Annotated in this window: 23 protein-coding genes; 13 read left to right on the forward strand and 10 right to left on the reverse strand. The window is 66.6% G+C overall.

What is annotated here, in order from left to right; all coding sequences use genetic code 11:
* Window positions 1-20: 20 nt before the first annotated feature.
* The 3 genes from QRM95_RS11870 to QRM95_RS11880 all read right to left on the reverse strand — a co-directional run bounded on the left by QRM95_RS11870 (window position 21) and on the right by QRM95_RS11880 (window position 5,140).
* A complete protein-coding gene (locus QRM95_RS11870) occupies window positions 21-2,033 on the reverse strand; it encodes a rhamnogalacturonan lyase (RefSeq protein WP_285248022.1) in 2,013 nt (670 codons plus the stop codon).
* Window positions 2,034-2,391: 358 nt separating this feature from the next.
* A complete protein-coding gene (locus QRM95_RS11875; RefSeq protein ID WP_285247798.1) occupies window positions 2,392-3,693 on the reverse strand; it encodes an MFS transporter in 1,302 nt (433 codons plus the stop codon).
* 16 nt (window positions 3,694-3,709) lie between these two features.
* Entirely contained in the window at window positions 3,710-5,140 is a 1,431-nt protein-coding gene (locus QRM95_RS11880) for a M20 family metallopeptidase (RefSeq protein ID WP_285247799.1), read from the reverse strand.
* A 131-nt stretch (window positions 5,141-5,271) separates the two neighbouring features.
* Here QRM95_RS11880 and QRM95_RS11885 point away from each other — a divergent pair, with 131 nt between their 5' ends.
* The gene (locus QRM95_RS11885; RefSeq protein WP_285248023.1) at window positions 5,272-6,168 is read left to right on the forward strand and encodes a LysR family transcriptional regulator; all 897 of its coding nucleotides are present in this window, start codon (window positions 5,272-5,274) and stop codon (window positions 6,166-6,168) included.
* A gap of 11 nt (window positions 6,169-6,179) precedes the next feature.
* Here the strand turns inward: QRM95_RS11885 and QRM95_RS11890 are convergent, their stop codons facing one another.
* The gene (locus QRM95_RS11890) at window positions 6,180-6,659 is read right to left on the reverse strand and encodes an Lrp/AsnC family transcriptional regulator (protein WP_285247800.1); all 480 of its coding nucleotides are present in this window, start codon (window positions 6,657-6,659) and stop codon (window positions 6,180-6,182) included.
* A gap of 83 nt (window positions 6,660-6,742) precedes the next feature.
* Here QRM95_RS11890 and hisC point away from each other — a divergent pair, with 83 nt between their 5' ends.
* The 5 genes from hisC (at window position 6,743) to QRM95_RS11915 (ending at window position 10,512) form a co-directional block, all read left to right on the forward strand.
* The gene (hisC, locus tag QRM95_RS11895) at window positions 6,743-7,861 is read left to right on the forward strand and encodes a histidinol-phosphate transaminase (RefSeq protein ID WP_285247801.1); all 1,119 of its coding nucleotides are present in this window, start codon (window positions 6,743-6,745) and stop codon (window positions 7,859-7,861) included.
* Window positions 7,862-7,896: 35 nt separating this feature from the next.
* A complete protein-coding gene (locus QRM95_RS11900) occupies window positions 7,897-8,547 on the forward strand; it encodes a YitT family protein (RefSeq protein WP_502934963.1) in 651 nt (216 codons plus the stop codon).
* 100 nt (window positions 8,548-8,647) lie between these two features.
* On the forward strand, window positions 8,648-9,265 hold the full coding sequence (locus tag QRM95_RS11905) for a PAS and ANTAR domain-containing protein (protein WP_285247802.1): 618 nt from the start codon (window positions 8,648-8,650) through the stop codon (window positions 9,263-9,265).
* 25 nt (window positions 9,266-9,290) lie between these two features.
* The gene (locus tag QRM95_RS11910) at window positions 9,291-9,959 is read left to right on the forward strand and encodes an NADPH-dependent F420 reductase (RefSeq protein WP_331271247.1); all 669 of its coding nucleotides are present in this window, start codon (window positions 9,291-9,293) and stop codon (window positions 9,957-9,959) included.
* 202 nt (window positions 9,960-10,161) lie between these two features.
* Window positions 10,162-10,512 (forward strand): hypothetical protein, encoded by a 351-nt coding sequence (locus QRM95_RS11915; RefSeq protein WP_285247803.1) that lies wholly within the window; start codon window positions 10,162-10,164, stop codon window positions 10,510-10,512.
* A 46-nt stretch (window positions 10,513-10,558) separates the two neighbouring features.
* Here QRM95_RS11915 and QRM95_RS11920 read toward each other — a convergent pair whose 3' ends face one another.
* Window positions 10,559-11,491: a threonine/serine dehydratase gene (locus tag QRM95_RS11920; RefSeq protein WP_285247804.1), complete on the reverse strand. Its 933-nt coding sequence runs from the start codon at window positions 11,489-11,491 to the stop codon at window positions 10,559-10,561.
* Window positions 11,492-11,493: 2 nt separating this feature from the next.
* Window positions 11,494-11,769 (reverse strand): hypothetical protein, encoded by a 276-nt coding sequence (locus QRM95_RS11925; RefSeq protein ID WP_018760893.1) that lies wholly within the window; start codon window positions 11,767-11,769, stop codon window positions 11,494-11,496.
* A gap of 180 nt (window positions 11,770-11,949) precedes the next feature.
* Here QRM95_RS11925 and QRM95_RS11930 point away from each other — a divergent pair, with 180 nt between their 5' ends.
* From QRM95_RS11930 to QRM95_RS11940, 3 genes are all read left to right on the forward strand, one after another.
* The gene (locus QRM95_RS11930; protein ID WP_285247805.1) at window positions 11,950-13,203 is read left to right on the forward strand and encodes an SLC13 family permease; all 1,254 of its coding nucleotides are present in this window, start codon (window positions 11,950-11,952) and stop codon (window positions 13,201-13,203) included.
* A gap of 172 nt (window positions 13,204-13,375) precedes the next feature.
* Entirely contained in the window at window positions 13,376-14,863 is a 1,488-nt protein-coding gene (locus QRM95_RS11935; protein WP_285247806.1) for a cation:dicarboxylate symporter family transporter, read from the forward strand.
* 194 nt (window positions 14,864-15,057) lie between these two features.
* Window positions 15,058-15,810: a GntR family transcriptional regulator gene (locus QRM95_RS11940; protein WP_285247807.1), complete on the forward strand. Its 753-nt coding sequence runs from the start codon at window positions 15,058-15,060 to the stop codon at window positions 15,808-15,810.
* A 6-nt stretch (window positions 15,811-15,816) separates the two neighbouring features.
* Here QRM95_RS11940 and QRM95_RS11945 read toward each other — a convergent pair whose 3' ends face one another.
* Both QRM95_RS11945 and QRM95_RS11950 read right to left on the reverse strand, forming a co-directional pair.
* Window positions 15,817-16,275 carry a PTS sugar transporter subunit IIA gene (locus QRM95_RS11945; protein WP_285247808.1) on the reverse strand — a complete coding sequence of 153 codons (459 nt, stop codon included), beginning with the start codon at window positions 16,273-16,275 and terminating at the stop codon, window positions 15,817-15,819.
* Complete coding sequence (locus QRM95_RS11950) at window positions 16,275-16,505, reverse strand: PTS sugar transporter subunit IIB (RefSeq protein ID WP_018760887.1); 231 nt, start codon at window positions 16,503-16,505, stop codon at window positions 16,275-16,277. The genes QRM95_RS11945 and QRM95_RS11950 overlap by 1 nt, the downstream gene beginning before the upstream one ends.
* 233 nt (window positions 16,506-16,738) lie before the next feature.
* Here QRM95_RS11950 and QRM95_RS11955 point away from each other — a divergent pair, with 233 nt between their 5' ends.
* Genes QRM95_RS11955 through QRM95_RS11970 form a run of 4 tightly spaced genes read left to right on the forward strand, consistent with a single transcriptional unit; the run spans window position 16,739 to window position 20,796 of the window.
* Entirely contained in the window at window positions 16,739-17,989 is a 1,251-nt protein-coding gene (locus tag QRM95_RS11955; protein WP_018760886.1) for a PTS transporter subunit EIIC, read from the forward strand.
* A gap of 41 nt (window positions 17,990-18,030) precedes the next feature.
* Window positions 18,031-18,810: a glucosamine-6-phosphate deaminase gene (nagB, locus tag QRM95_RS11960; protein WP_285247809.1), complete on the forward strand. Its 780-nt coding sequence runs from the start codon at window positions 18,031-18,033 to the stop codon at window positions 18,808-18,810.
* Entirely contained in the window at window positions 18,795-19,607 is an 813-nt protein-coding gene (locus tag QRM95_RS11965) for a copper homeostasis protein CutC (RefSeq protein WP_285247810.1), read from the forward strand. The genes nagB and QRM95_RS11965 overlap by 16 nt, the downstream gene beginning before the upstream one ends.
* Window positions 19,597-20,796, forward strand: a complete 1,200-nt coding sequence (locus QRM95_RS11970) for an N-acetylglucosamine-6-phosphate deacetylase (RefSeq protein ID WP_285247811.1) — start codon at window positions 19,597-19,599, stop codon at window positions 20,794-20,796. The genes QRM95_RS11965 and QRM95_RS11970 overlap by 11 nt, the downstream gene beginning before the upstream one ends.
* A gap of 91 nt (window positions 20,797-20,887) precedes the next feature.
* On the opposite strand, the gene QRM95_RS11975 is transcribed toward QRM95_RS11970, so the two are convergent.
* Both QRM95_RS11975 and QRM95_RS11980 read right to left on the reverse strand, forming a co-directional pair.
* On the reverse strand, window positions 20,888-21,235 hold the full coding sequence (locus QRM95_RS11975; RefSeq protein ID WP_285247812.1) for a hypothetical protein: 348 nt from the start codon (window positions 21,233-21,235) through the stop codon (window positions 20,888-20,890).
* A gap of 96 nt (window positions 21,236-21,331) precedes the next feature.
* Complete coding sequence (locus tag QRM95_RS11980; RefSeq protein ID WP_285247813.1) at window positions 21,332-21,709, reverse strand: low affinity iron permease family protein; 378 nt, start codon at window positions 21,707-21,709, stop codon at window positions 21,332-21,334.
* Window positions 21,710-21,772: the final 63 nt, after the last annotated feature.

The raw sequence follows: 21,772 nt of genomic DNA on the forward strand, positions 1-21,772 counted from the left end.
GCCGCGCTTCCCTCTGCGTGCTACTTGGCCTTGCCCGCGTAGTAGACCGCCGGCATGGCCGGGGCCTGCATGCCCTCGCCGAGGAAGAAGCTCGGGTGCGGGGGCTGGTTGTAGCCCACGGTCTCGCGCGCCACGCCGGTCCGGTACATGGGATCGTGCATCAGGGTGCGGAGCCGGACGTCGGTGGGTGAAGTGCTGGTATAGATCCGCAACTCGCTGCTGTCAGCCGACGGGAACACCAGCTCTTCGCGCCAATCGCCCAGGAGGTCCGCCTGCAGCGACGGGTTGCCCTTGGTGTAGTTGTTGGTGCGGGCTCCGGTGGCGGTCAGCAGCCGGTCACTGGACTCGGTTTCCCAATTCCACTTGGAAATGGTGGGCACGCCATAGCCGGCCTCGGCGTCGAAATCGTGGTCCACGATCTCGCGCAGCAGGTCGCCGTCCCACCAGGCCATGAAGTTGGCGGCGGGAATCTTGTCGGAAATCCGCTCACCCTTGGCGGACATCAGGTAGCCGACGGTGGAGTTCCACGCGGCGTCGCCGCCCACCGCCCAGCTCTCCGAACCCGGGAAGCGAGGGTCAATGTCTCCTGTGGCGCCGCGGCCGGTGTCCTTGAAGGCCGGGATGCTCCACAGGACCTCACCGGTGGCGGCGTCACGGAAGGTGGCACCGCGGTTCCCGCTCGACCGCATGTCCTCGTGCACGGCAAAGGTTTCGAGGCCGGGCCGGGAGGGATCGAGGTCGCCGGTGTGGATGGCGTCGCCGTGACCCAGCTTGGTGTTGTACAGCGCCTTGCCATCGTCGTCGATGGTCATGGAGCCAAAGACGAACTCATCCTTGCCGTCCTGGTCGACGTCCGCCACGGAGAGGTTGTGGTTGCCCTGGCCCTTGTATTCGGCTCCGGCAGCGTCGGAATCGAACTTCCACCGCTTGGCCAGCTTGCCGTTCACCAGGTCATAGCTGACCAGGACGGTACGGGTGTAGTAGCCGCGGCTGAACATCATGGACGGATGCTCGCCGTCGAGGTATGCCACAGCACTGAGGAACCGGTCCACGCGGTTGCCGTAGCCGTCTCCCCAGGCGGTGACGGTGCCGCGGGGCGGATCATAGGGAACGGTGTCCATGATGGTGCCGGCAGCCCCATTGAACACCGTGAGGAATTCCGGCCCGGACAGGACATAACCCGCGCTGTTGCGGTAGTCAGCCGCCGGGTCGCCAATGACGGTGCCCGCGGCATCCGTGGTGCCGTCCGCGGTCTTGAAGGCAACTTCGGCCTTGCCGTCGCCGTCGAAGTCGTAGGCGAGCATCTGGGTGTAGTGGGCACCGGCGCGGATGTTGCGGCCCAGGTCGATGCGCCAGAGTTTGGTGCCGTCCATCTTGTAGGCGTCCACGTAGACGTTTCCGGTGTACCCGGACTGGGAGTTGTCCTTCGCGTTGGAGGGATTCCACAGCTGGATGATTTCGTAGGCGCCGTCGCCGTCCAGGTCCGCCACGCTCGAGTCGTTGGCGCTGTAGGTGTAGGCCTGCCCCGCCGGGGTGACGCCGTCGGCCGGCTTGTCCAGCTTGATGGGCAGGTAGTTTTGGGCCAGCGGACTGAATCCGGCGCTCAGCTTGTCCTTCCCGTCGCCGTTGCCCACGGTCTTGATGACGTACGTGGAGTCCGCCTTACCTGCGGGGTCTACGTAGGTGGTGGTGCCACGGACGGGCTGATCGGTGATCTGGACGCCGTCGCGGATGATGTGGAAGCCCACGCTGTCCTTGTCCAAGCCCAGCATCCGCCAGCCCAGCGAGACGCCCTGGTCAGTCAGGACGGCGACCGGGGCCCGGTCAAGGCTCTCCACCTGCCGCTTCAGTTGCTGCCCTGCCGGTGCGGCCGGGACAGCCGGAGTGCCAGGACTTGCCGGCATTGCGGGAAGTGCCGGCGCGGCAGGGTCCGCAGCCGCGGCCGGGAGGCCGGTGAACGCAATCGCTGCAGCCGCCAGGGCGGCGGCAGCAGCCTTCGGCGCCCTGCCCGTCCGGGGCGTCGGGGAATACATTGAGGGGTTTGCCAAAAGAACATCTCCTTTGATGCGGCGGCAGCACAGTTACCGTCCAGCCATTTTTGGAACGTTTCATTCACAATGGAACAATCCCCCGCGAGTGATTTTGAGGAGGATTGCTGCGAGGAAACGCTTTCTGCCCTTAACGTCTATCAGCGCCTGACAATTTCGGTCAAGGCTTTGACGGGATCCGAATGGGAGAAATTGTTCTGTTACGTTTCTTTCCGTTCGCCGACTGGAAGCCCTGGTGCCCGCCCCGCTGACGCAGCCGGTGGCCGGACAGGGCCGACACCGCCGGTGGCCGGACAGGGCTGACGCCCGCCGGCTGCGTACCACCGGCGGGCGACTGGTGCTCCTATTTGATGCCGCGCAGTTTCACACCGGCCGCCAAGGCCGCGAGGCTGATAAGCGCGATGATGGCCAGGTAATAGCCTGGCGCCACGGCCTGGCCCGTCTGCTGCACCAGGTACGCGGCGATCATGGGAGTGAACCCGCCGAACGCAACCACCGCAGTGTTGTAGCTGAAGGAAAGGCCGGTTGCCCTGGTCCGGGGATCAAAGGAATCGGACATCACCGATGGCAGCGCCCCAAAGTAGGCCGCCTTGAGCAGGCCCAGGATGGTCATCACCATCGCCAGCACCAGGAAGGACCGGGCACTGATCACCCACAGGAACAGTGGGACGACGGCGATGAGGAGCACGATCACGGTGGGCACCATGATGGCGAGCCGGCCGAAACGGTCCGAGAGGTGCCCCACCACGGGCGTCCCGAAAGTCAGGATGACGCCGGTAATGATCAGCGAGGTGAAGGCGATACCGGGTTCAAGCCCCAGCTCCTTGATGGCGAACGTCGGCATGTACTGCAGGATGAAGTTCAGCGCGGTGGAGACGGCCAGCGCGCCACCGGCAATCAGCATCCCCGTCTTCTGGGTGGCAAATACCTCGCGGATCGGCGAGTGCTGCGCATCCCCGGCATCCTTGGGGACGGGGACCTCCTTCATCTCCTTCCGGATCAGGAAGCCGGCCGGACCCACCAGCAGCCCGAACAGGAACGGGATGCGCCAGCCCCAATCGGTCATTTGGGCGTCGGTAAGGATGGTCGTCAGGACGGCCACGAAGATTGCCGCGATCAGGCTGCCGAGTCCCTGGCTGGCGAACTGGAAGCTCCCCAGGAACCCCTTGCGCTTGCCGTTCTGCGCGATGAGGTAGGCGGTGGCGGCACCAAATTCGCCTCCGGCCGAGAAGCCCTGGATAAGCCTGGCCAGGACAATCCCCACCGGCGCCAGGATGCCGATCGTGCCGTAATTGGGCATGAACGCCAACAGCGCCGTGCCGAGCACCATCAGCCGGATAGTGACGGTCAGCCCCTTCTTCAGCCCGTGCCGGTCGGCGAAGGAGCCCAGCACCAGTCCGCCCAGCGGCCTGATGAGGTAGGAGACGCCGAACACGGCAAAGGCCTGGATGAGTTCGACGGCGGGATCGTGGCTTGGGAAAAAGTTCCGCCCAATGTAGATGGCCAGGAGCGCGTAGATGGCGATGTCGAACCATTCGAGCGCGTTGCCGATCGTGGCGGCGATGATTCCACGGGTGGCGGACTGCGGGGCCGCCGCAAGGTCCTGGGCCGGACCGGGCTGGTTCTTCTGCTGCGGAATAGTCATGGAGACTCCAAGGGTTTCAGGAAACGGAGCTGGTGGAAACGGCGGCGCCGCGCGCCGGACTGCCCGCCGGGCTGGGGGCGGTGGCAAGGTCGAAGAACAGGCCGGCGGCAACCTGCAGGCCCTCCCGGGCAACGGACTTGAGCAGGTGCTCGTCCGGAGCATGCTGCTGGCAGCCGGGGTGGGAATGCGGGACCCAGAGCGTGGGCAAGCCGAGGACGTCCGAGAACACAAAGCTGGGCAGTGAACCGCCGATGTTCGGCAGCAGGACAGGACTGCGCCCGGTGGTCTTTGCCAGGGAAGCCAGCGCCCAGGCAACCCAGGGGCTGTCCGGGTCCAGCCGGCTGGCGGCAAAGGAACTGCCCACCTGGACCTCCACCATGCCGAATCCCGAGGCGTCGAGGTGGCGCCGGACGGCGGATTCCAGGTTCGCGGTGTCGGTGCCGGGGACGAACCGGAGCTGAAGCGTGGCGCGGGCCGAACCAGGGATGGCGTTGACGGGCTTGGCCGGGTTGCCGGCACCAAGGGCCAGGACCTCCAGGGTATTCCAGGCGTACAGCCGTTCGGCCGGACTCAGGGAGCTGTCGCCCCAGGTTGGGTCCGACGCCGGGTCCCCGGGATTGGGGACCACGTCGATGAGTTCCAGCGCGGCGGCCACGGAGTCAGGGATCCCTGCCGGCAGCAGTTCGGGAAGCTTGATAATGCCGTGCCCGTCCACCAGGGAAGCCACCGCGGCGGCCACGGTGGTGGCCGGGTTGCGCAGGAGGCCGCCCCAGTTCCCCGAGTGGTAGGAGCTGCTGCGAAGGTCCGCGGTGAGGTGGAATGTCACGCCGCCCCGGGCGCCCAGGAACACGGTGGGGCTGCCGGCAGCGAGGCGCGGTCCGTCGGATCCGATGAAGACGTTGGCCTGCAGCGCGTCTCTGTGTTCGCGTGCGAAATCAGCGAGGTCCGGCGAACCGATTTCCTCGGCTCCCTCCAGCAGGAACACCAGGTTGAAGCCCAGGCTTCCGCGCTGGTCCAGCAGCAGGCGCAAGGCCACGATGTTGATCCAGTGCTGGCCTTTGTTGTCGGCCGAGCCGCGGCCGTACCAGCGGTCTCCCTCGTCGCTCAATACCCAGGGCCCGCGGCCGTTGGTCCAGGCTTCCGCCTGCCCGTCCACCACGTCTGCGTGCCCGTAGCAGAGCACGGTTGGCAGCGCCGGGTCCTCCTGCCGGGTGGCGAGGAGGAAGGAATTGTTCCCGCCCCGCCAGGAGTCGAACCGCTCCACCGAGCAACCAAGGTTGGCCAGCGCCGGCTCAACCACCTCATCCAGGTATGACTTCAGCGCAACCCGGCCCTCCGGCGTCGAACTTTCCGACGGGTAGGAGACGATCCTCCCGAGGTCCGCCTGGAAGCGGCCGGAGTCCACATAGTCCCCTGCTGCTGCCATGATTTGTTCGCGCTGCTGCATCAATCTCCACCCTTTGCTGTTGGAACGTGAGTTCCAAATTAGGGCCGCGGATCCCAAACAACCAGTATCATTTTGTTGATGAGCGTTGACTTGAAGGCAAACCTCGACACCGGCATGGCTTTGCGGTGAACATGCTTACCCCAGCGCTGCTGTACTTTGACGCGGTGGCCCAGGACGGCACGCTCACCCAGGCCGCGGACAGGCTGCACGTCTCGGCATCCGCCATCAGCCGGCAGATCAACAAGCTGGAAACATCGCTGGGCACACCGTTGTTCAACCGGCACGCCCGGGGTGTGGAGCTCACCGAGGCCGGCCGCCTCCTGCTCGCCTACGTCCGCAGGGCCGAAGCCGAGGGGGCAGCTGTGCGCGAAGAACTGCTGGTGTCCATGCAAAGGAAGACCCGCACGCTGCGGGTGGCCTGCGCCGAAGGCTTCGCCCGGGTCTGGGTCCCGGCCGCGATCGCGAACTTCAGCCGGCAGCATGACGACGTCGAATTCCACCTCGACGTCGTTGGCTCCTCGGAGGGAACCCGGCGGGTGGCCGAAGGCGAGGCGGATGTTGCCGCGGTTTTCTCGTTGGGGCCGCAGTCAAGGGTGACCGTGGAACATTCCATGCCAACCCCGGTTGCATACGCGCTGGTGGCGCCGGACCATCCGCTGGCGGCCCAGCGCACCGCTACCCTGCAGGACCTGTGCCGGTACAAGCTTGCGGTGACCGCGCCAGGCGCCAGCCAGCGGGAACTGTTCGATCTCGCCATGCAGATCGAGGGCCTCACGCCCACCATTACGCTGCAAAGCGACCACATCAATCCGGTGATCCAGTTTGCCCGGGCCGGGGTGGGCGTTTCGCTGGTGGGTGGCCTGTCGCTGGACCGGCGGGACAAGGAGGACCTGGTGACCGTCACCCTTGAGCACCCGGTGCTGCGGCAGCGCCAAGGCCAGATCCAGACCATGACCGGCCGCACCCAGCCGGCCATCCTGACCGCATTCGTGGACGCGCTCATCGACGCCCTGGACCAGCTTGCCTGACGGCAGTCCCGCTACTTCCGCGCCGCTGCCCGCAGCAGGGGCAGGGTTCGGGCGGGCATCACTTCCACCAGTGACATCGCGGTGCTGGTGCGGACGACGCCGTCAATGGCCAGCATCGCGTTGGTGATCCGGTGGAGATCGGCCGGGTCCTTCGCGGCCACTTTGGCGAGCAGGTCCGCGTCCCCGGTCGTGGCGTGCATTTCGATAATTTCCGGGATGGTCTGCAGTGCCGCCACGGCCTCGTCGCTGGAGGACTGGCTGATGGAAATCGAGATGAAGGCAACCAGCGGCAGCCCCAGCGCCGCTGTACGCACCCGTTGGCTGAAGGGGGCCAGGCTGCCGTCGTTCACCAGCCGCCTCAGCCTGGCGTGCACGGTGTTACGGGCCACGCCCAACGTCCGGGACAGTGAGAGGACTGTGGCCTGGGGGTCTTGGTCGAGTGTGAGGAGGATCTCGGCGTCCAGGGCATCAATGTGGTGCATAGTGAGCATTTTGCCACTTTCACAACAAGTGAGCGCCTGATCTGTCCTGTGTGGGACGGCTGTGTTGCGCAGACGTCCTGCGCTGCTCCACCATGCTGTCCATGACCACCACCCTTCCCGATGCCGCCATGCCGGAACTCCGTGCCGCCGTCGCCCAGCTGCCCGCCTACGTGGCAGGCAGGGGCGCGCAGACTGACCTGACGGCCGCCCTGGCCGCCAACGAGAGCCACTTCGCTCCCCTGCCGTCGGTAGTGGCGGCGATTTCGGCGGAAGCGGGCCGGATCCACCGGTACCCCGGTATGGGAGCGCCGGAAGGACGGGAAGCCATTGCCCGGCATTTCGGGGTCGCAGCCGAGGAAATCGCTGCCGGCCCGGGCAGCTCCGGGGTGCTCCAGCAGATCATTTCGGCCGTGTGCGGCCACGGCGACGAAGTGGTGTTCGCGTGGCGCTCCTTCGAGGCCTACCCCATCCTGGTGACGGTGGCCGGCGCCGTTTCGGTGCCCGTGCCGCTCCTGGCCAATGAGCAGCACGACCTTCCCGGCATGGCGGCGGCCATCACGGACCGCACCCGGCTGGTGATCCTGTGTTCGCCCAACAACCCCACGGGAGTCTCCATCAGCGCCGGCCAGCTGGAGGAGTTCCTCCGGTCCGTCCCGCCGCGGGTGCTGGTGGTGCTGGACGAGGCCTACATCGAGTTCCAGCGCGGACCCGGCGTTGATTCCCTGGACTTCTACCGCCGGTACCCCAACCTTTGCATCCTGCGTACTTTCTCCAAGGCCTACGGACTCGCCGGCCTGCGGATCGGCTACGCGATCGCCCGGCCGCAGATCGCGGAGGGCCTCCGGCGCACCGCCGTGCCGTTCGGCGTGAACAGGATGGCGCAGGCCGCCGCGGTTGCCTCCCTCGCGGCCGGGGACGAAATCCTCCAGCGGACGGAGGCCGTGGCGGCGGAACGCAGCCGGGTCATCGACGCGCTCCGCGGGCATGGCTGGAACGTACCGGACAGCCAGGCGAACTTCTATTGGCTCCGCGCGTCCGACGAGCTTCGCGAACAGCTCCTCGCCGCCCTGGGTGAGGCCGACATCCTGGCCCGCGGCTATGCCACGGACGGCGTCCGGATTACGCTCGCGGACCCGGACACGAACGACAGGGTGCTTGCCGTCCTTGCCAATCGTGCACGGTTCCTGCCCCAGGCGGGCGCGGCCCAGTGAGCGCCCCCGCGGAAACCACCGCCGCCGCACCCAGCATTGACGGCCCGGGTCATCAGGAAGGGCCGACGGCGGCGCGTCCAGGGCCGTCGCCGGCCGTCCGCCATTCCTTAATCGAGGACGTCCTGGGCATCCTCACCGGCACCTTCGCGGCGTCGCTGGGCTTGTTCCTGCTCAAGTCGAGCGGGGCGGTGACGGGCGGAACCGCCGGCCTGGCGCTTCTGGTCAGCTACACCGTGCCCTTGCCGTTCGGCGTCATCTTCTTTGCCGTCAACCTGCCGTTCTTCGCGCTCGCCGTCTGGAAGAAGGGCTGGGATTTCGCCCTTCGGACCGGGGCCGCCATCGCACTGGTCTCGGTGCTGGCCGGCGTGCACCCTGCCGCGTTCGGCCCCCTGCATCTGGACCCGCTGTACGGCGTGCTGGGCGGAAACCTGCTCGCCGGCGTCGGGCTGCTGATCCTGTTCCGACACAAATCCAGCCTGGGCGGTTTCAACATCCTGGCCCTGCTCCTGCAGGAGAAGCTCTCGTGGCGCGCAGGCTACGTCCAAATGGTGCTTGACGTGGCCATCGTCCTGGCATCCCTCGTCCTCGTTGCGCCGCTCATGGTGGCCCTGTCCGCGGTGGGCGCCACCCTGTTGAACCTGGTCCTGGCCCTGAACCACCGGCCCGGCCGCTACCTGGGAATGTAAGCGGACAAGGGCCCATCCCGGCGACGGGAACTGCTATATTCTGTTCACTTGAATTTCCGGGCCAGGGGAGCACGGATACAGCACGTCGAATGGCCCCACTGTGACTTCCAACAGCATCTCTTCACCACCGGCACCAGCGGAGGATCTTGGCCCCGCGTACCTCGACTGCCCCACCGGGCTGGTGGAATATTTCTTCTCCGACGGCATCTTCCGCTGGTCTGATGACCTGTACCGCATCTACGGCTATGAGCGTGGCGACGTCATACCCTCGATGGACATGGCCCTCGCCCACATCGAAGCGGACGACAGGCCAACCGTGCAGGCGTTCTGGGACCGCGTGGCGGCGTCGGGCGGGCCCTCCTCGATCTACGTGTCCATCCGGGACCGAAAGGACCGGCAGCACAAGCTGCTCTTCTCGGCGGACTTCATCATCGAAAACGGTACCCCGGTGGGCGTCTGGGGTGTGGTGGTGGATCTGACCCAATCGATCCATACGGACCGGCACCAGCTGGCAACGGAAGCAGTCGCCGCGTCGGCCCGCAACCGCGCGGTCATCGAACAGGCAAAAGGCATCCTGATGGGCCGCACCGGCGTCACCGCGGACGCAGCCTATGAGCTGATCAACCAACAAAGCCAGTCGCTGAACAAGAAGGTCCATGCGATTGCGCACGAAATCGTGGACCGGGCCGCACAGCATTCCCGCAGCCCACAGAACTGACGCACTGGCAGGGCCCTGAAATATCCTGGCGCGGCCCGGTGTTGCCGCCCGTATGACAACAATCGGAATCATCGGTGCAGGACATATTGGCAGCCAGGTTGCACGGAAGGCCGTGGAGTTGGGCTACGACGTGGTCATCAGCAACTCCCGAGGGCCGGAAACCCTCCAGGAACTGGTGGCTGAGCTTGGCCCCAAGGCCCGCGCCGCCACCGCAGCCGAGGCTGCAGCCGCCGGGGACTTTGCCGTGGTCACCGTGCCGCTGAAGAACTATAAGGACATTCCGGCCGAGCCGCTGGCCGGCAAGATTGTCATTGACACGAACAACTACTACTGGGAGCGGGACGGCAGGATTCCCGCCCTGGACAACGGCGAGGCCACCACCTCCGGCCTGCTCCAAGAGCACCTGCCCGAGTCCAAGGTGGCCAAGGGATTCAACCACATCATGGCCAAGGACATCACCTCCGACGGAACTCCGGCGGGAACCGAAAACCGGCGTGCGCTGGCCACCGCCAGCGACTACCCGGAGGCCGCCGAACTGGTCACGCGCCTGTACGACGAGTTCGGTTTCGACACGGTCAACGTCGGCCCGCTCTCGGAAAGCTGGCGCGTGGAGCGTGACCGGCCGGCCTACGTGAAGCGGCAGACGGCCGCTGAGCTGACCGCCAACCTGGCCAAGGCCCCGCGGACCATCTGACCCTGCAGCAGCGGGTTCAAGCACCACTGGCCGGCAGGTCCTCCTGCCGGCCAGTGGTGTGTCCGGTGCGCAGGGCGAGTCCTCGACGGGCCGGCCCGCGGCCTGAAAGGGGCCAGGCGAGGAAGCAATGAAAGCCGCCGCGAAGGCGAGGGGGTGCCTCATCTGCTTACAATCGAAACCTCTGACCACTACTGAGGGACCCATGAAGAAACTCGCCACAGCCCTGTTTGCCGCCGGCCTCCTTGCCTCCGCCACGGCCTGCTCCGCCTCGCACCAACTGACCACCGCTGAAACCTGTGAGCGGATCCAGGCTGTTGTGTCGAACCCCGCCAACAACGCCGGCAAGACGGGCATGAACAACCTGGCCAACCAGATCCGCCCCATCCACGCTGTTGCGTCGGACGACCTCAAGCCCGCCCTCGCCTCGATCCTTGCGTACACGGATGAGCAGGCCAAGGAGAACCCGGACAAGGACAAGCTCGCCGATCTCCAGTCCGGTTACCAGGAAGCCGGCAGCACTTACAGCAAGTTCTGCGGCCAGGCCGGCGGGTAGGCTGCCCGGCGAAGGGACCGGCCGCCGCCCCGGGCGGCCGGTCCCTTCAGAGCGTCGCCGGGTCTGTATTCGCGCCGCACAGGATCACGGCAACACGTTCATCCTTCCCGGGCACGTAAGCCCCGGAGGCCAGCGCGGCGTAGGCGGCTGCGGCACCATGCTCCACCACAATCCGGTAGTCGTTCCACAGCGCGGAGCGGGCGGCGACGATCTGTTCATCGGAGACCAGGACGCTTTTGACGCCGCAGCGGACCGCGACGGAGAAGCCGATGTCGCCTATGCGGCGGGCACCCAGGGAGTCCGCGGCGACGCCCGATACCGCGACGTCCACCGGTTCCCCTGCCGCCAGGGCGGCGTGGAGGGTGGGCGCAGTTTCCGGTTCCACAGCCACCACTTTGGCGCGGCCTTCCACTGCGGCAGCCACGCCGGCCATCAGGCCGCCACCGCCCACGGCCACCAGGACGGTGTCCACCTCCGGCACCTGTTCCAGCAACTCGGAGCCCACGGTCCCGGCGCCGGCGGCAATTTCCGGCTGGTCGTAGGCATGGCAGTAGACCGCGCCGGTCTTCTCTGCGTGCGCAATGGCGGCCTGATAGGCGGCCGCGTACTCTGAACCGCCCTGGACCACGGTGGCACCGATGGCCCTGAGCTTGCCGACTTTGACGGCCGGTGCCGCTTCAGGAACGAAGACCGTTGCAGGCACCCCGAGCTGGGCCGCCGCATAGGCGTTTGCCAGGCCCGCGTTCCCGCCGGATGCCACAACCACCCCCACGTCCGCCTGCAGTTCACCCCGTTCCTTGCTGGCCAGGATCCGGTTCAGCGCGCCACGGGCCTTGAACGTGCCCGTGTGCTGCATGAATTCGCATTTGAACCAGACCGGGCCGGCGGCGGTGCCGGCATCCGCCTGCAGGACTGGTGTCCTGCGGACAAGGCCCGCTGTCCGCTGCGCGGCCTGGTCGATGTCAGCGCGGGTGATCATTGTCAGACTTCGTCATCCCAGGTGCCCGGCTCCGCCAGCGCCTCTTCGGGCTTCTGTTCCGGGTCAGCCTCTTCGCCGCCCACATACGATGCCGGGACCGTTCCGGCAGCATGGCCCTGCTGTTCCTCGCGGATGTTGGATGCTCCCGGCTGTTCCAGGTGCTGGCCGGACTGCGGGGCCTTGGTGACGTCGTCCTTGGTTTCGTCCTTGGCCCCGTCCGGGTCGCCCGGCCCGCGGAGGTCTGCGGTGTTCTGGGGATCGTCGCTGGAAACGGTCATGGTCCTGCCTTTCACCTGGGAACTGCTGTACCGGCCGGGGAACCCCCGACCGGCTTCCAGCCTACGGCCTGGGATTTCGTATTCGATGAAATCCTTGAGGTCCTCCCGGCTCGGCTCCGCCCGGCGTCGTATCCTGCTGTGGACGATGGCCAGCCGGCCACCCCGAACCCGGAGCCGAGCATGACTGCAGTCCAGATCATCCCGCTGGTGATCCTCGTGGTGATGTTCGTTGCCGCCACCAAGTGGCCGCTGAACATCGGCGTGATGGGACTCGTGGCGTCCTTCGGCGTCGGATACTTCATGCTCGGCATGTCGGACAGGCAGATCCTTGATGCCTTCCCGGCCACGATCGTCCTGACCATCATCGGCGTCACGTACTTCTTCAGCATGGCCCAGCGGAACGGCACGATCGACCTTATCGTCAAGGGCTGCGTACGCATGGTCCGCGGCAGGATGCTGCTGCTCCCATGGGTGTTCTTCCTGATCGCGGCCGCCCTCACCTCCCTGGGCACGTTCTCCCCCGCTGCGATTGCGCTGCTGGCACCGGCTGCCATCGGATTCGCCTATGAATCCCGCATCCACCCGCTAGTCATGGGCGCATTCATCGTTAACGGCGCCCATGCAGGCGGGTTCTCACCGCTGTCCGTGGCCGGGGTCCTGGTCCATGACATTGCCCTCCGGAACGGCTTCCCGATCTCCCAGGCGGGCCTGTTCCTGGCCAGCTTCGCGCTGAACCTGCTCCTCTCGGTGCTGACCATCATCCTGTTCGCCCTGCTGGGCAAGCTGCGCGACGGCGCGGGCGGCCGGGGTCCGGAGATTGACACCGCCTCGGGCCGACCGCACGGGCAGCAGGCCCTGACGCTGGCGCTGATCGCCGGCATGCTGGTGTGCACCCTCGGCTTCCACATGCCCATCGGCTTCGTGGCACTCTCCGCGGGCCTCCTGCTGGCCTTCGTCAACGTCAGGGAACACCGGACGTTCATCGGCGGGATCTCCTGGTCCACCGTCCTGATGGTGGCCGGCATGATCACCTATGTGTCCCTGCTGCAGCACGTGGGCGTGATCGACACGCTCGCCGGGGCGGCCCTGGCGCTCGGTGCCCCGCTGCTGATCGCCCTCGTCCTGTGCTACGTGATCGGCGTCGGGTCCGCTTTCGCCTCCTCCACCGCCCTGTTGACCGCCTTCATTCCGCTGGCCGGCCCGCTGCTGGCCACGAGCTCGCTCAGCGCGTCCGGGACCATCGCCGCGCTGGCCGTCGCCGCGACCGTCGTCGACGTCTCCCCCTTCTCTACCGACGGCGCGCTGGTGGTGGCCAACGCCCGCGACGACGACCGCCAGCGGGTCTACAAGCAGCTGATGTTCTATGCGGGCGGCGTGGTGCTGGTGGCGCCGGCGCTGGCCTGGGCATTGCTGATACCTACGGGGGTCATGTAGGCGGCATCCCACCGGGCGGCCTGCCTCGCGCGTGCCGCTGCCTGCAGTCACAAAGCCGAATTAGACTTCCGTATTGTGGAATTTGGTTTTCCTCTTGCGGAATAGTGTGACCGGGATTACGTTGGAAGCGAGCTCCGAAAACGGGCTGTTCCCAATTGATAGGCAAAGGTCAATGAAGATCCCTAACCCTGAGGCACTGAAGGCGAGTTCGGTGCCCGCGAAGAGGAAGCCGCTGTACAAGTCGCTCTTCTTCCAGATTCTGATCGCCGTCGTGGCAGGTGTGCTCATCGGGCATTTCTGGCCGGACCTCGGATCCCAACTGAGGCCGCTCGGAGATGGCTTCATCAAACTCATCAAGATGATCATCGCGCCGCTGATCTTCCTGGTGATCGTCACCGGAATTTCGGCCGTAGGCGACGTCAAGGCGGTCGGACGGGTTGGCGTCAAGGCCCTGCTCTACTTCACCGGGGCCACACTGTTCGCCCTTGTCTTCGGCCTGATCGTGGGCAACATCGTCCAACCGGGCGCCGGCCTGAACATCGACCCGTCCACGCTCTCCCAGGCGGACCTGGACGCCAAGACCGGGTCCGCGGCGCCCAAGGATGCAGCGTCGTTCATCCTTGACATCATCCCCGCCAGCGTCATCGGCGCTTTCGCCAGCAACAGCCTCCTCCAGGTCCTCTTCTTCTCCGTCTTCTTCGGCGCCGCGATCGTCGTGATCGGCCGCGAGCGGTGCATGCCGGTGGTCAACGTCATGGAAACGGTCCTGGAACTGATCTTCAAGATCATGGCCTGGATCATGAAAGTGGCTCCCCTCGGCGCTTTCGGTGCCATGGCCTTCATCATCGGCCAATACGGGCTGGATACGCTGAGCACGTATGCGGTCCTGATCGCCGCCTGCTACGGCGCTGCGCTGGTGTTCATTGGCCTGCTGTTCGTCGTGGCCTGGGGCTTTGCCCGGGTGCCGCTCTGGCATTTCCTCAAATACACCCGGGAAGAATTCCTGCTGGCCCTGGGCACCGCATCCACCGAAGCGGTGATGCCCCGGATCATGACCAAACTGACCAACGCGGGCTGCTCCCGCGCCACCACTGGCCTGGTGGTTCCCACCGGCTACTCCTTCAACCTGGACGGCGCGGCGATCTACCTGTCAATCTCCCTGCTGTTCCTTGCCCAGGCCTTCGGCCACCACCTTGACCTCGGCCAGCAGCTGGCAGCCCTGGGCGTACTGCTGCTGACATCCAAGGGCATGGCAGGGGTCCCGGGATCGTCCTTCCTGGCCCTGTCGGCCACGGCCGCCGCACTGGGCATCTTCCCGGTGGCCGGCGTCGCGCTCCTCCTCGGCGCCGACCGCCTTATGGACTCGATGCGGGTGGTGGTCAACTTGCTGGGGAACTGCGTGGCAACGTTCGTGGTGTCCAAGTGGGAGGGCCAGTTCGACCACAGCGTCATGGTGCGGGCCTTCAAAGGTGAAATCACCAACCATGACTCCGCGATCCTGCTCGGCAAGGAAGAGGATTTCGAAGGCCAGGAGCTGCAGCGCCTGACCGAGGGCCAGGATCCTTCGCCGAAGTTCCGCGGCGCGCCAACCCGCGACGTCATCCCGGAACTCCCGGCGGACGGGAGTGCCCGCGTAGGGCTCGGCAGCAAGGCACAGTAGGCATCCTGCCCGGCAAGTAAGGGCATAAGAGGGGCAGGCCAGGACAGCAACGTCCTGGCCTGCCCCTCTTTCCCGCTGCTGCCGGACAGGCGCCCGGCCGCCCGCCGGCGGCACGTCGCTCCCTGGACGGCTCCGTGTGGAATAATCCGAGGAAGTGGTCCTAACCGGACCGCTCCAGACGAAGGAGGGGCTGGATGTCCGCCACACCAGGCAACGCGGCGCAGGCGGCCACCGCGCCCATCAATAACACCCAGGTCCCCAAGCATGAGCAGCTCCGGCTCATCATCCTCAAACTTGCCAAGGAGGAGCTGGAGCCCGGCGCCCGGCTTCCCAGCGAGCGGACCCTCATGGATTCCTACGGCGTCAGCCGCATCACCGTGCGCGCCGCGATCGGCCGCCTGGTCAACGAAGGGCACTTGGTGCGGGTTCCGGCGAAGGGTACGTTCGTGGCGGACTCCCCGGTCCAGTCCACGCTGCACCTGGCCTCCTTCACGCAGGAGATGGAGGCGATGGGCCACGTCCCCAGCACGGTGGTCCTGGTGGCCGAACAAGTCCCGGCCCCCGAGGACACGGCAGCCGCACTCAGCCTCTCCCCGGGCGCGGAGGCGTTCCACCTGAAGCGGCTCCGCCTCGCGGACGGCCGCCCGGTGAGCGTGGACGACGCCTGGTACAACCCCCAGCATGCGCCGGGGCTGCTGGGCATCGACCTCACCGGCTCCGTCTACAAGGCCCTGGCTGCGCAGTTCGGCCACCAGATCGACCGGGCGCGCCAAAGCGTCCGGTCCGAGGGCGCCCCGGCCGACATCGGGGCCCTCCTGGGGACGGGCACCGGAGCGCCGGTGCTGGCGTTTGACCGCGTGTCCTATTCGGGCGCGCTGGCCATCGAGCATTCGCGCTCCTGGTACCGCTCGGACCGCTACTCCCTCAGCATGGAGGTCCGCTTGTGAGGCGGTTCAGCCGAGCGTAAACAACAGCTCGCCCGCCGTGACCTTGGCGGCCTCCACCAAGGTGGCTGTGTCCGGCTTGGTATCCAGGACGACGACGGGGCTCACCATTGAGTAGCCCGCGGCCAGGGCTGCAGTGGGATCCACATGCATGACCGGCTCGCCGGCGGCGACCACGTCCCCTTGGGCCACAAGCACCTTAAAGCCTTCGCCCTTGAGCTTGACGGTGTCGATGCCCACGTGCGTCAAGACGCCACGGCCTGACGACTCGACCACCACGAAGGCGTGCGGCAGCATCTTGACCACTTTCCCCGCGACGGGGGACACGACGTCGAACGCCACCCCGGCGGGCGGCTCCACGGCTGCGCCGGAACCCACCATCTGGCCGGCGAAGACGGGGTCCGGCACGTCGGCCAGCGGAATGACTGAGCCGCCGATCGGGGCAAGGACCGGCAAGGACTGCGCCACTAGAGGAGGTCCTCGATGTCTTCGGCCAGCGTGTCCGCCTCCGGGCCCACAATGACCTGCACGGCGGTGCCGGCGGCCAGGACGCCATGGGCTCCGGCAGCCTTGAGCGAGGCCTCGTTGACCAGCGAGGAGTCCTTCACCTCGGTGCGCAGCCGCGTGATGCACGCTTCCACTTCCACGATGTTGCCGGCTCCGCCCAGGCCTTCGATGATTTTTTCTGCTTTGGACATGGCTGCCCTTTCTGACGGTGCCCGTACGGAGCACATCTTTCTACACCTGGGCCGGCGGCCCCGGTACGACCAATGATGGCTTCTTTCGCCACGGGCGGCCCGTCCTGGAGGGAACTATTCCTTCCTTGACACCGGGCCGTGGGATGAATCACACTGAACTGGTCATAACCAGACAGTACCGGCTGGAACCCGTTCTTCACAAGCCCCCACCCGAACCCCGCAGAGGTGCAACCATGCCAACATCCGAGACCACCGCCCTGGCCCCAGAGAAGAAGCCAAACAGGGCCTTCGCCACCCTTCAGCGGCTGGGCCGCTGCCTGATGCTCCCCATCGCCGTCCTTCCCGCCGCCGGCATCCTGCTGCGCATCGGCCAGGCCGACCTGCTCGGCGCCATCCCCGGTTTCGAAGGCGGCGCGTCCGTCATCTCCGCCGCAGGCAACGCCGTCTTCACCTGGCTGCCCCTCATCTTCGCGGTGGGCATCGCCGTCGGCTGGGCCAAGAAGGCAGACGGCTCCACCGCACTCGCAGCGGTGGTGGGCTACATGGTGATCGACGGCGTCTTCAAGGCGATGTCTCCCCTGGTCCTGGACGGCCAACTGGACCCCGCGGGGAAGCCTGCCATGATCAACTACGGCGTCCTCGCCGGAATCGTGGTGGGCCTGTTGTCCGCCGGCCTGTGGCAGCGGTTCTACCGCACCAAGCTGCCCGATTTCCTTGGCTTCTTCAGCGGCCGCCGCCTGGTCCCCATCCTGACGTCCGTCACCAGCCTGGTGGCCGGCGTCGTCCTGGCCCTGCTGTACCCGCTCTTCAACGCAGGCCTCTCCGCAGTGGGACAGGCTGTGGCGGGCAACGCGGTACTCGGCGGCGGAATCTACGGCTTCGCCAACCGCATGCTCATCCCCGCCGGTCTCCACCACATCCTGAACTCGGGCGTGTGGTTCCTCATCGGCGATTACACGGACGCCTCCGGCCACCTGGTCCGCGGCGACCTCAACCGCTTCTTCGCCGGCGACCCCACGGCAGGTACGTTCATGACCGGCTTCTTCCCCATCATGATGTTCGGCCTGCCCGCCGCAGCCCTGGCCATCTGGCGCCACGCCAAGCCGTCGCAGAAGAAGATCGTGGGCGGCATCATGCTCTCCACCGCGCTCACGGCGTTCTTCACCGGCATCACCGAGCCCCTTGAGTACTCGTTCATGTTCGTCGCGTTCCCGCTCTACGTCGTCCACGCCGCCCTGACCGGAACCTCCATGGCCCTGGTGAACGCACTGGGCATCCACGACGGCTTCACGTTCTCAGCCGGCCTGATCGACTTCGTCCTCAACTTCGGCAAAGCACAGAACGCGTGGATGCTGATCCCGATCGGCCTGGGCTACGCGGCCATCTACTACTTCCTCTTCTCGTTCGTCATCAAGCGCTGGAACCTGCGCACGCCGGGCCGTGAGGACGACGAAGTGACCGTGGAAACCGAAGCCGCAAAGTAGACCGCCCACCAACAGCCCTCCAGCCGAAAGCATCACACCGCATGGAAATCATCATTCTGCCCACCCCTGACGACGTGGCCCGCACGGCCGCGGATGCCATCGAGGAACAGGTCCGCCGCGGCCCGTCCGTCCTGGGACTGGCCACCGGATCCACACCCCTGGGGACTTACAGCGAACTCATCGACCGGCACCGGAATGGCGGGCTGAGCTTCGCTTCGGCCCAGGCCTTCCTGCTGGACGAGTACGTGGGCCTGCCAGCCGGTCATCCCCAGTCCTACCACTCGGTCATCCGGGATGAATTCACGGCAAGCGTGGACTTCGGCGCCGGCGCGGTCCACGGGTTGGACGGTATGGCCCGGGATCCGCAGGCGGAGGCCGCCGCCTACGAGGCCCGGATCGCCGCCGCCGGAGGGGTGGATATCCAGATTCTGGGCATCGGGACGGACGGCCATGTGGGCTTCAATGAGCCCATGTCCTCGCTGGCCTCCCGCACGCGGATCAAGACGCTCACCCGCCAGACCCGCCAGGACAATGCACGCTTCTTTGACGCCCCGGAGGACGTCCCCGACCATGTGCTGACCCAGGGCCTGGGCACCATCCGGGAGGCCCGGCACCTGCTGCTGCTGGCTATGGGCGAGGCCAAGGCAGAAGCCGTGGCGGCCGCCGTCGAAGGTCCCGTCGCGGCGGCCTGCCCGGCGTCGGCCCTCCAACTGCACCCGCACGTGTCGGTGCTGGTGGACGAGGCCGCGGCCTCACGGCTCACCCACCGCGAGTATTACCAGGACACCTTCGACCGGAAGCCGGCATGGCAGGGACTCTGAGCTCCGGCCAGGTGCCCACGGCCGGGACCGGGGCGCAGCTGGAGTTGGCGGTGGAGAATGCCGGCGGCGTCCGGCTTGCCGCGGCCGTGGGCGCGGCCCGCGTTGAACTGTGCGGCGCCCTGGCGGAAACAGAGGGCATCACGCCGAGCATCGGCACCATCGGGCAGGCGTGCGGCCTGGGCCTTCCCGTCCATGTCCTGGTGCGTCCGCGGCCCGGCGACTTCACGTATACGCCGGAAGAGCTCGATGTCATTGAGCGCGATGCCACCGCGGCCCTGGCAGCCGGAGCCTCGGGCGTGGTGGTTGGCGTCTTGTCCCCCGATGGCGGCCCGGACGTCCCGTCGCTCCGCCGCATCGCGGCGGCAGCGCGGGCCGTCAAGCCGGATGCCGCCATAACATTCCACCGCGCGTTCGACGCAGCCCTGGCGGCCGGCATCGACCCTGCCGAGGCACTCTCCCGGCTGGAGCGCGCCGGAGTGGACCGCGTCCTCACCAGTGGGGGCGCCCCCGACTGCGCCGCGGGGTTGGAGATGCTGGGCAGGCTTGTGCAGCAGGGACGCCGCAGTGCGCCCTCGGTCCAGGTCATGGCCGGCGGGGGCGTCACCCTGGGACTGGTACCGTCGCTCCTTGAAGCCGGAGTCCATGCCGTGCACACCTCGGCGCGGCCGCGGCACGGCGGCGCTGCGGGCGGCGGAGACCGGTCCGGCGCCGCGGATCCCACACTGGCAGCACGCATTGCCGCTGCGGTGTCCACCGATGCTTTCAATGAACAAAGGACCTTGAATCATGGGCGATGATGTTGTTCTTCGCGGCCGCATAGTCACCGCCTCGCTGGATATTGCGGACGGAGTGGTGGCGGCCGACGGCGGCCTGATCACCTTCGCCGGGCCGGCGCAGGGCTTCCCCGGGGTACTTCCGCCCGAGGCACCCGCCGGCCGCGTCCTGGTGCCCGGGCTGGTGGACGTGCACTGCCACGGCGCCTATGGCTCGGATTTCTCGGAGGGCGATCCCGATGGCGCCGAGCGCGCGGCACGCTACCTGCACAGCCGTGGAACCACCACGGTGGTGGCAAGCCTGGTCACCGGCAAGCCCGGGGAGCTGGTCCGGAACCTTGGAATGCTGCGGGATTTGGCGGGCCTGGGGATCATTGCGGGCTCGCACCTGGAGGGTCCTTTCCTCTCGGGCCAGCAGTGCGGTGCGCACGATCCCGGACTGCTCCTGGAACCTGATCCGGACCTGGTGGCCCGCATGCTGGCCGCGGCGGGGCCAACCCTGGCATCGATGACCCTCGCGGCGGAGCTGCCGGGTGCCTCCGAACTTGCGGTCCGGCTTGCGACCCAAGGGATCATTCCGTCCCTGGGCCACACCGCAGCTGACCATGCGACGGCTGCAGCTTTCCTGGCGCTCGCGGCGGAGGCTATGGATTCGGCCGGCAACGCGACCGGGCGGAACCGCCCAACGGTGACCCACCTGTTCAATGCCATGCCGCCACTGCACCACCGCTCGCCCGGGCCGGTATCGGCGAGCCTCAGTGCGGCCAAGGCCGGGCAGGCGGTGGTGGAGCTGATTGCCGATGGCGTGCACCTTGCCCCGGAGACCGTGAAGTTGGTGTTTGACCTCGTGGGGCCGGAGAACATCACGCTGGTGACCGATTCGATGGCCGCCACCGGCCTGGAGGATGGACAGTACATGCTGGGCTCCCTCGCCGTGACGGTTGCCGGCGGCGTAGCCCGGGTTGACGCCACGGGTGCCATTGCCGGGGGTACCAGCACGTTGCTGGATGTCATCCGCTCCTGCGTGGCTGCCGGCGTTCCCTTGCGGGATGCCGTCACCTCCGCCTCCGCCGTCCCCGCATCATTGTTGGGTCTCTCGACGCAGGCCGGTGACCTGCGCGCCGGGATGCAGGCCGACGTCGTGGTCCTTGACCAGGACCTGAGCCTGGCGGCAGTGCTGCGCAGGGGCCAATGGGTCAGCGCACCCAGCTGAGCAATCGGGGAAGGCTCCGTGGGTGCTTGGGCCCGGTCCAGCATGGTCCCGGGCTCATCATCTGCGTTCATGGCAGATGTGGCCGGGCCGACTAGTCCTTGTCGAGTTCCTCAAGCAGGGACTTAGCCGCCTTGGCGATGTCGTCGTAGTTGTTTTGGGCGGCCCGGCTTTCGATGGCCAGCACGGCGCACCTGTGCAGCCGGCGGAAATCCCCGAAGGGAAAGCTGTACCTGCCCTTCGTTTCGGGGGTCTTGTCGCTGTCTTCGCCAAGGTGCCAGGTGGCGTATTCCGTGTAGCCATGCTTGTCTATGAACGCATTTTCCTGGTCAGCGTCCGGTGCATGTTCGCTCCAGTCGTCGCGGGCATCGCGCGCGATTCTGGAGTCCTTGATCAGCTTCCGGGCCAGACGCAGCGCGGCGTCGTTCAGCTTGATGGTCATGAGGGGACCTCCGCCCTATCGCAGTTCCATTGGTGCGGTCAATTTCAGGCTATGCAGCCGCTGCCGGCTCGTCCAGCACCTACGCGAGGAACCCTGCTATCCGCCGTCTTCGGCGGCTTCCTCGATCCGTCGGCGCTGCCGCTCAATTTCTTTTTCGCCTTCCTCTTCGGCCTCGTACAGCTTCGCGTTGCTGATCTTGAGTTCGAGCATCAGCGCATCGAGTTTCACCTGCAGGGCGGCGGTGTCCCTGTTTTGGGTGTTCTGGATGATGAACACCATCAGGAACGTCACGATGGTCGTACTGGTATTGATGACCAGCTGCCAGGTGTCTGAAAACCCCAGCAGCGGACCGGTCAAGGCCCACACGATGAGTACAGCCACGGCGAGGACGAATACCCAGGCGTGTCCGAGTATCTTGGCCGTCCTGGTGGTGAAACGCGTAAAGACGTCAGGCCGGTTCTTATCGCTCGTCATGATGGCCTCCGTTTGAGCATTTTGTTGTGGTTCCTGTGCTGACTGAGAACTTTAGGCCTGACA

The organism is Pseudarthrobacter sp. efr-133-R2A-89, assembly GCF_030209315.1.
Classification (GTDB): Bacteria; Actinomycetota; Actinomycetes; order Actinomycetales; family Micrococcaceae; genus Arthrobacter.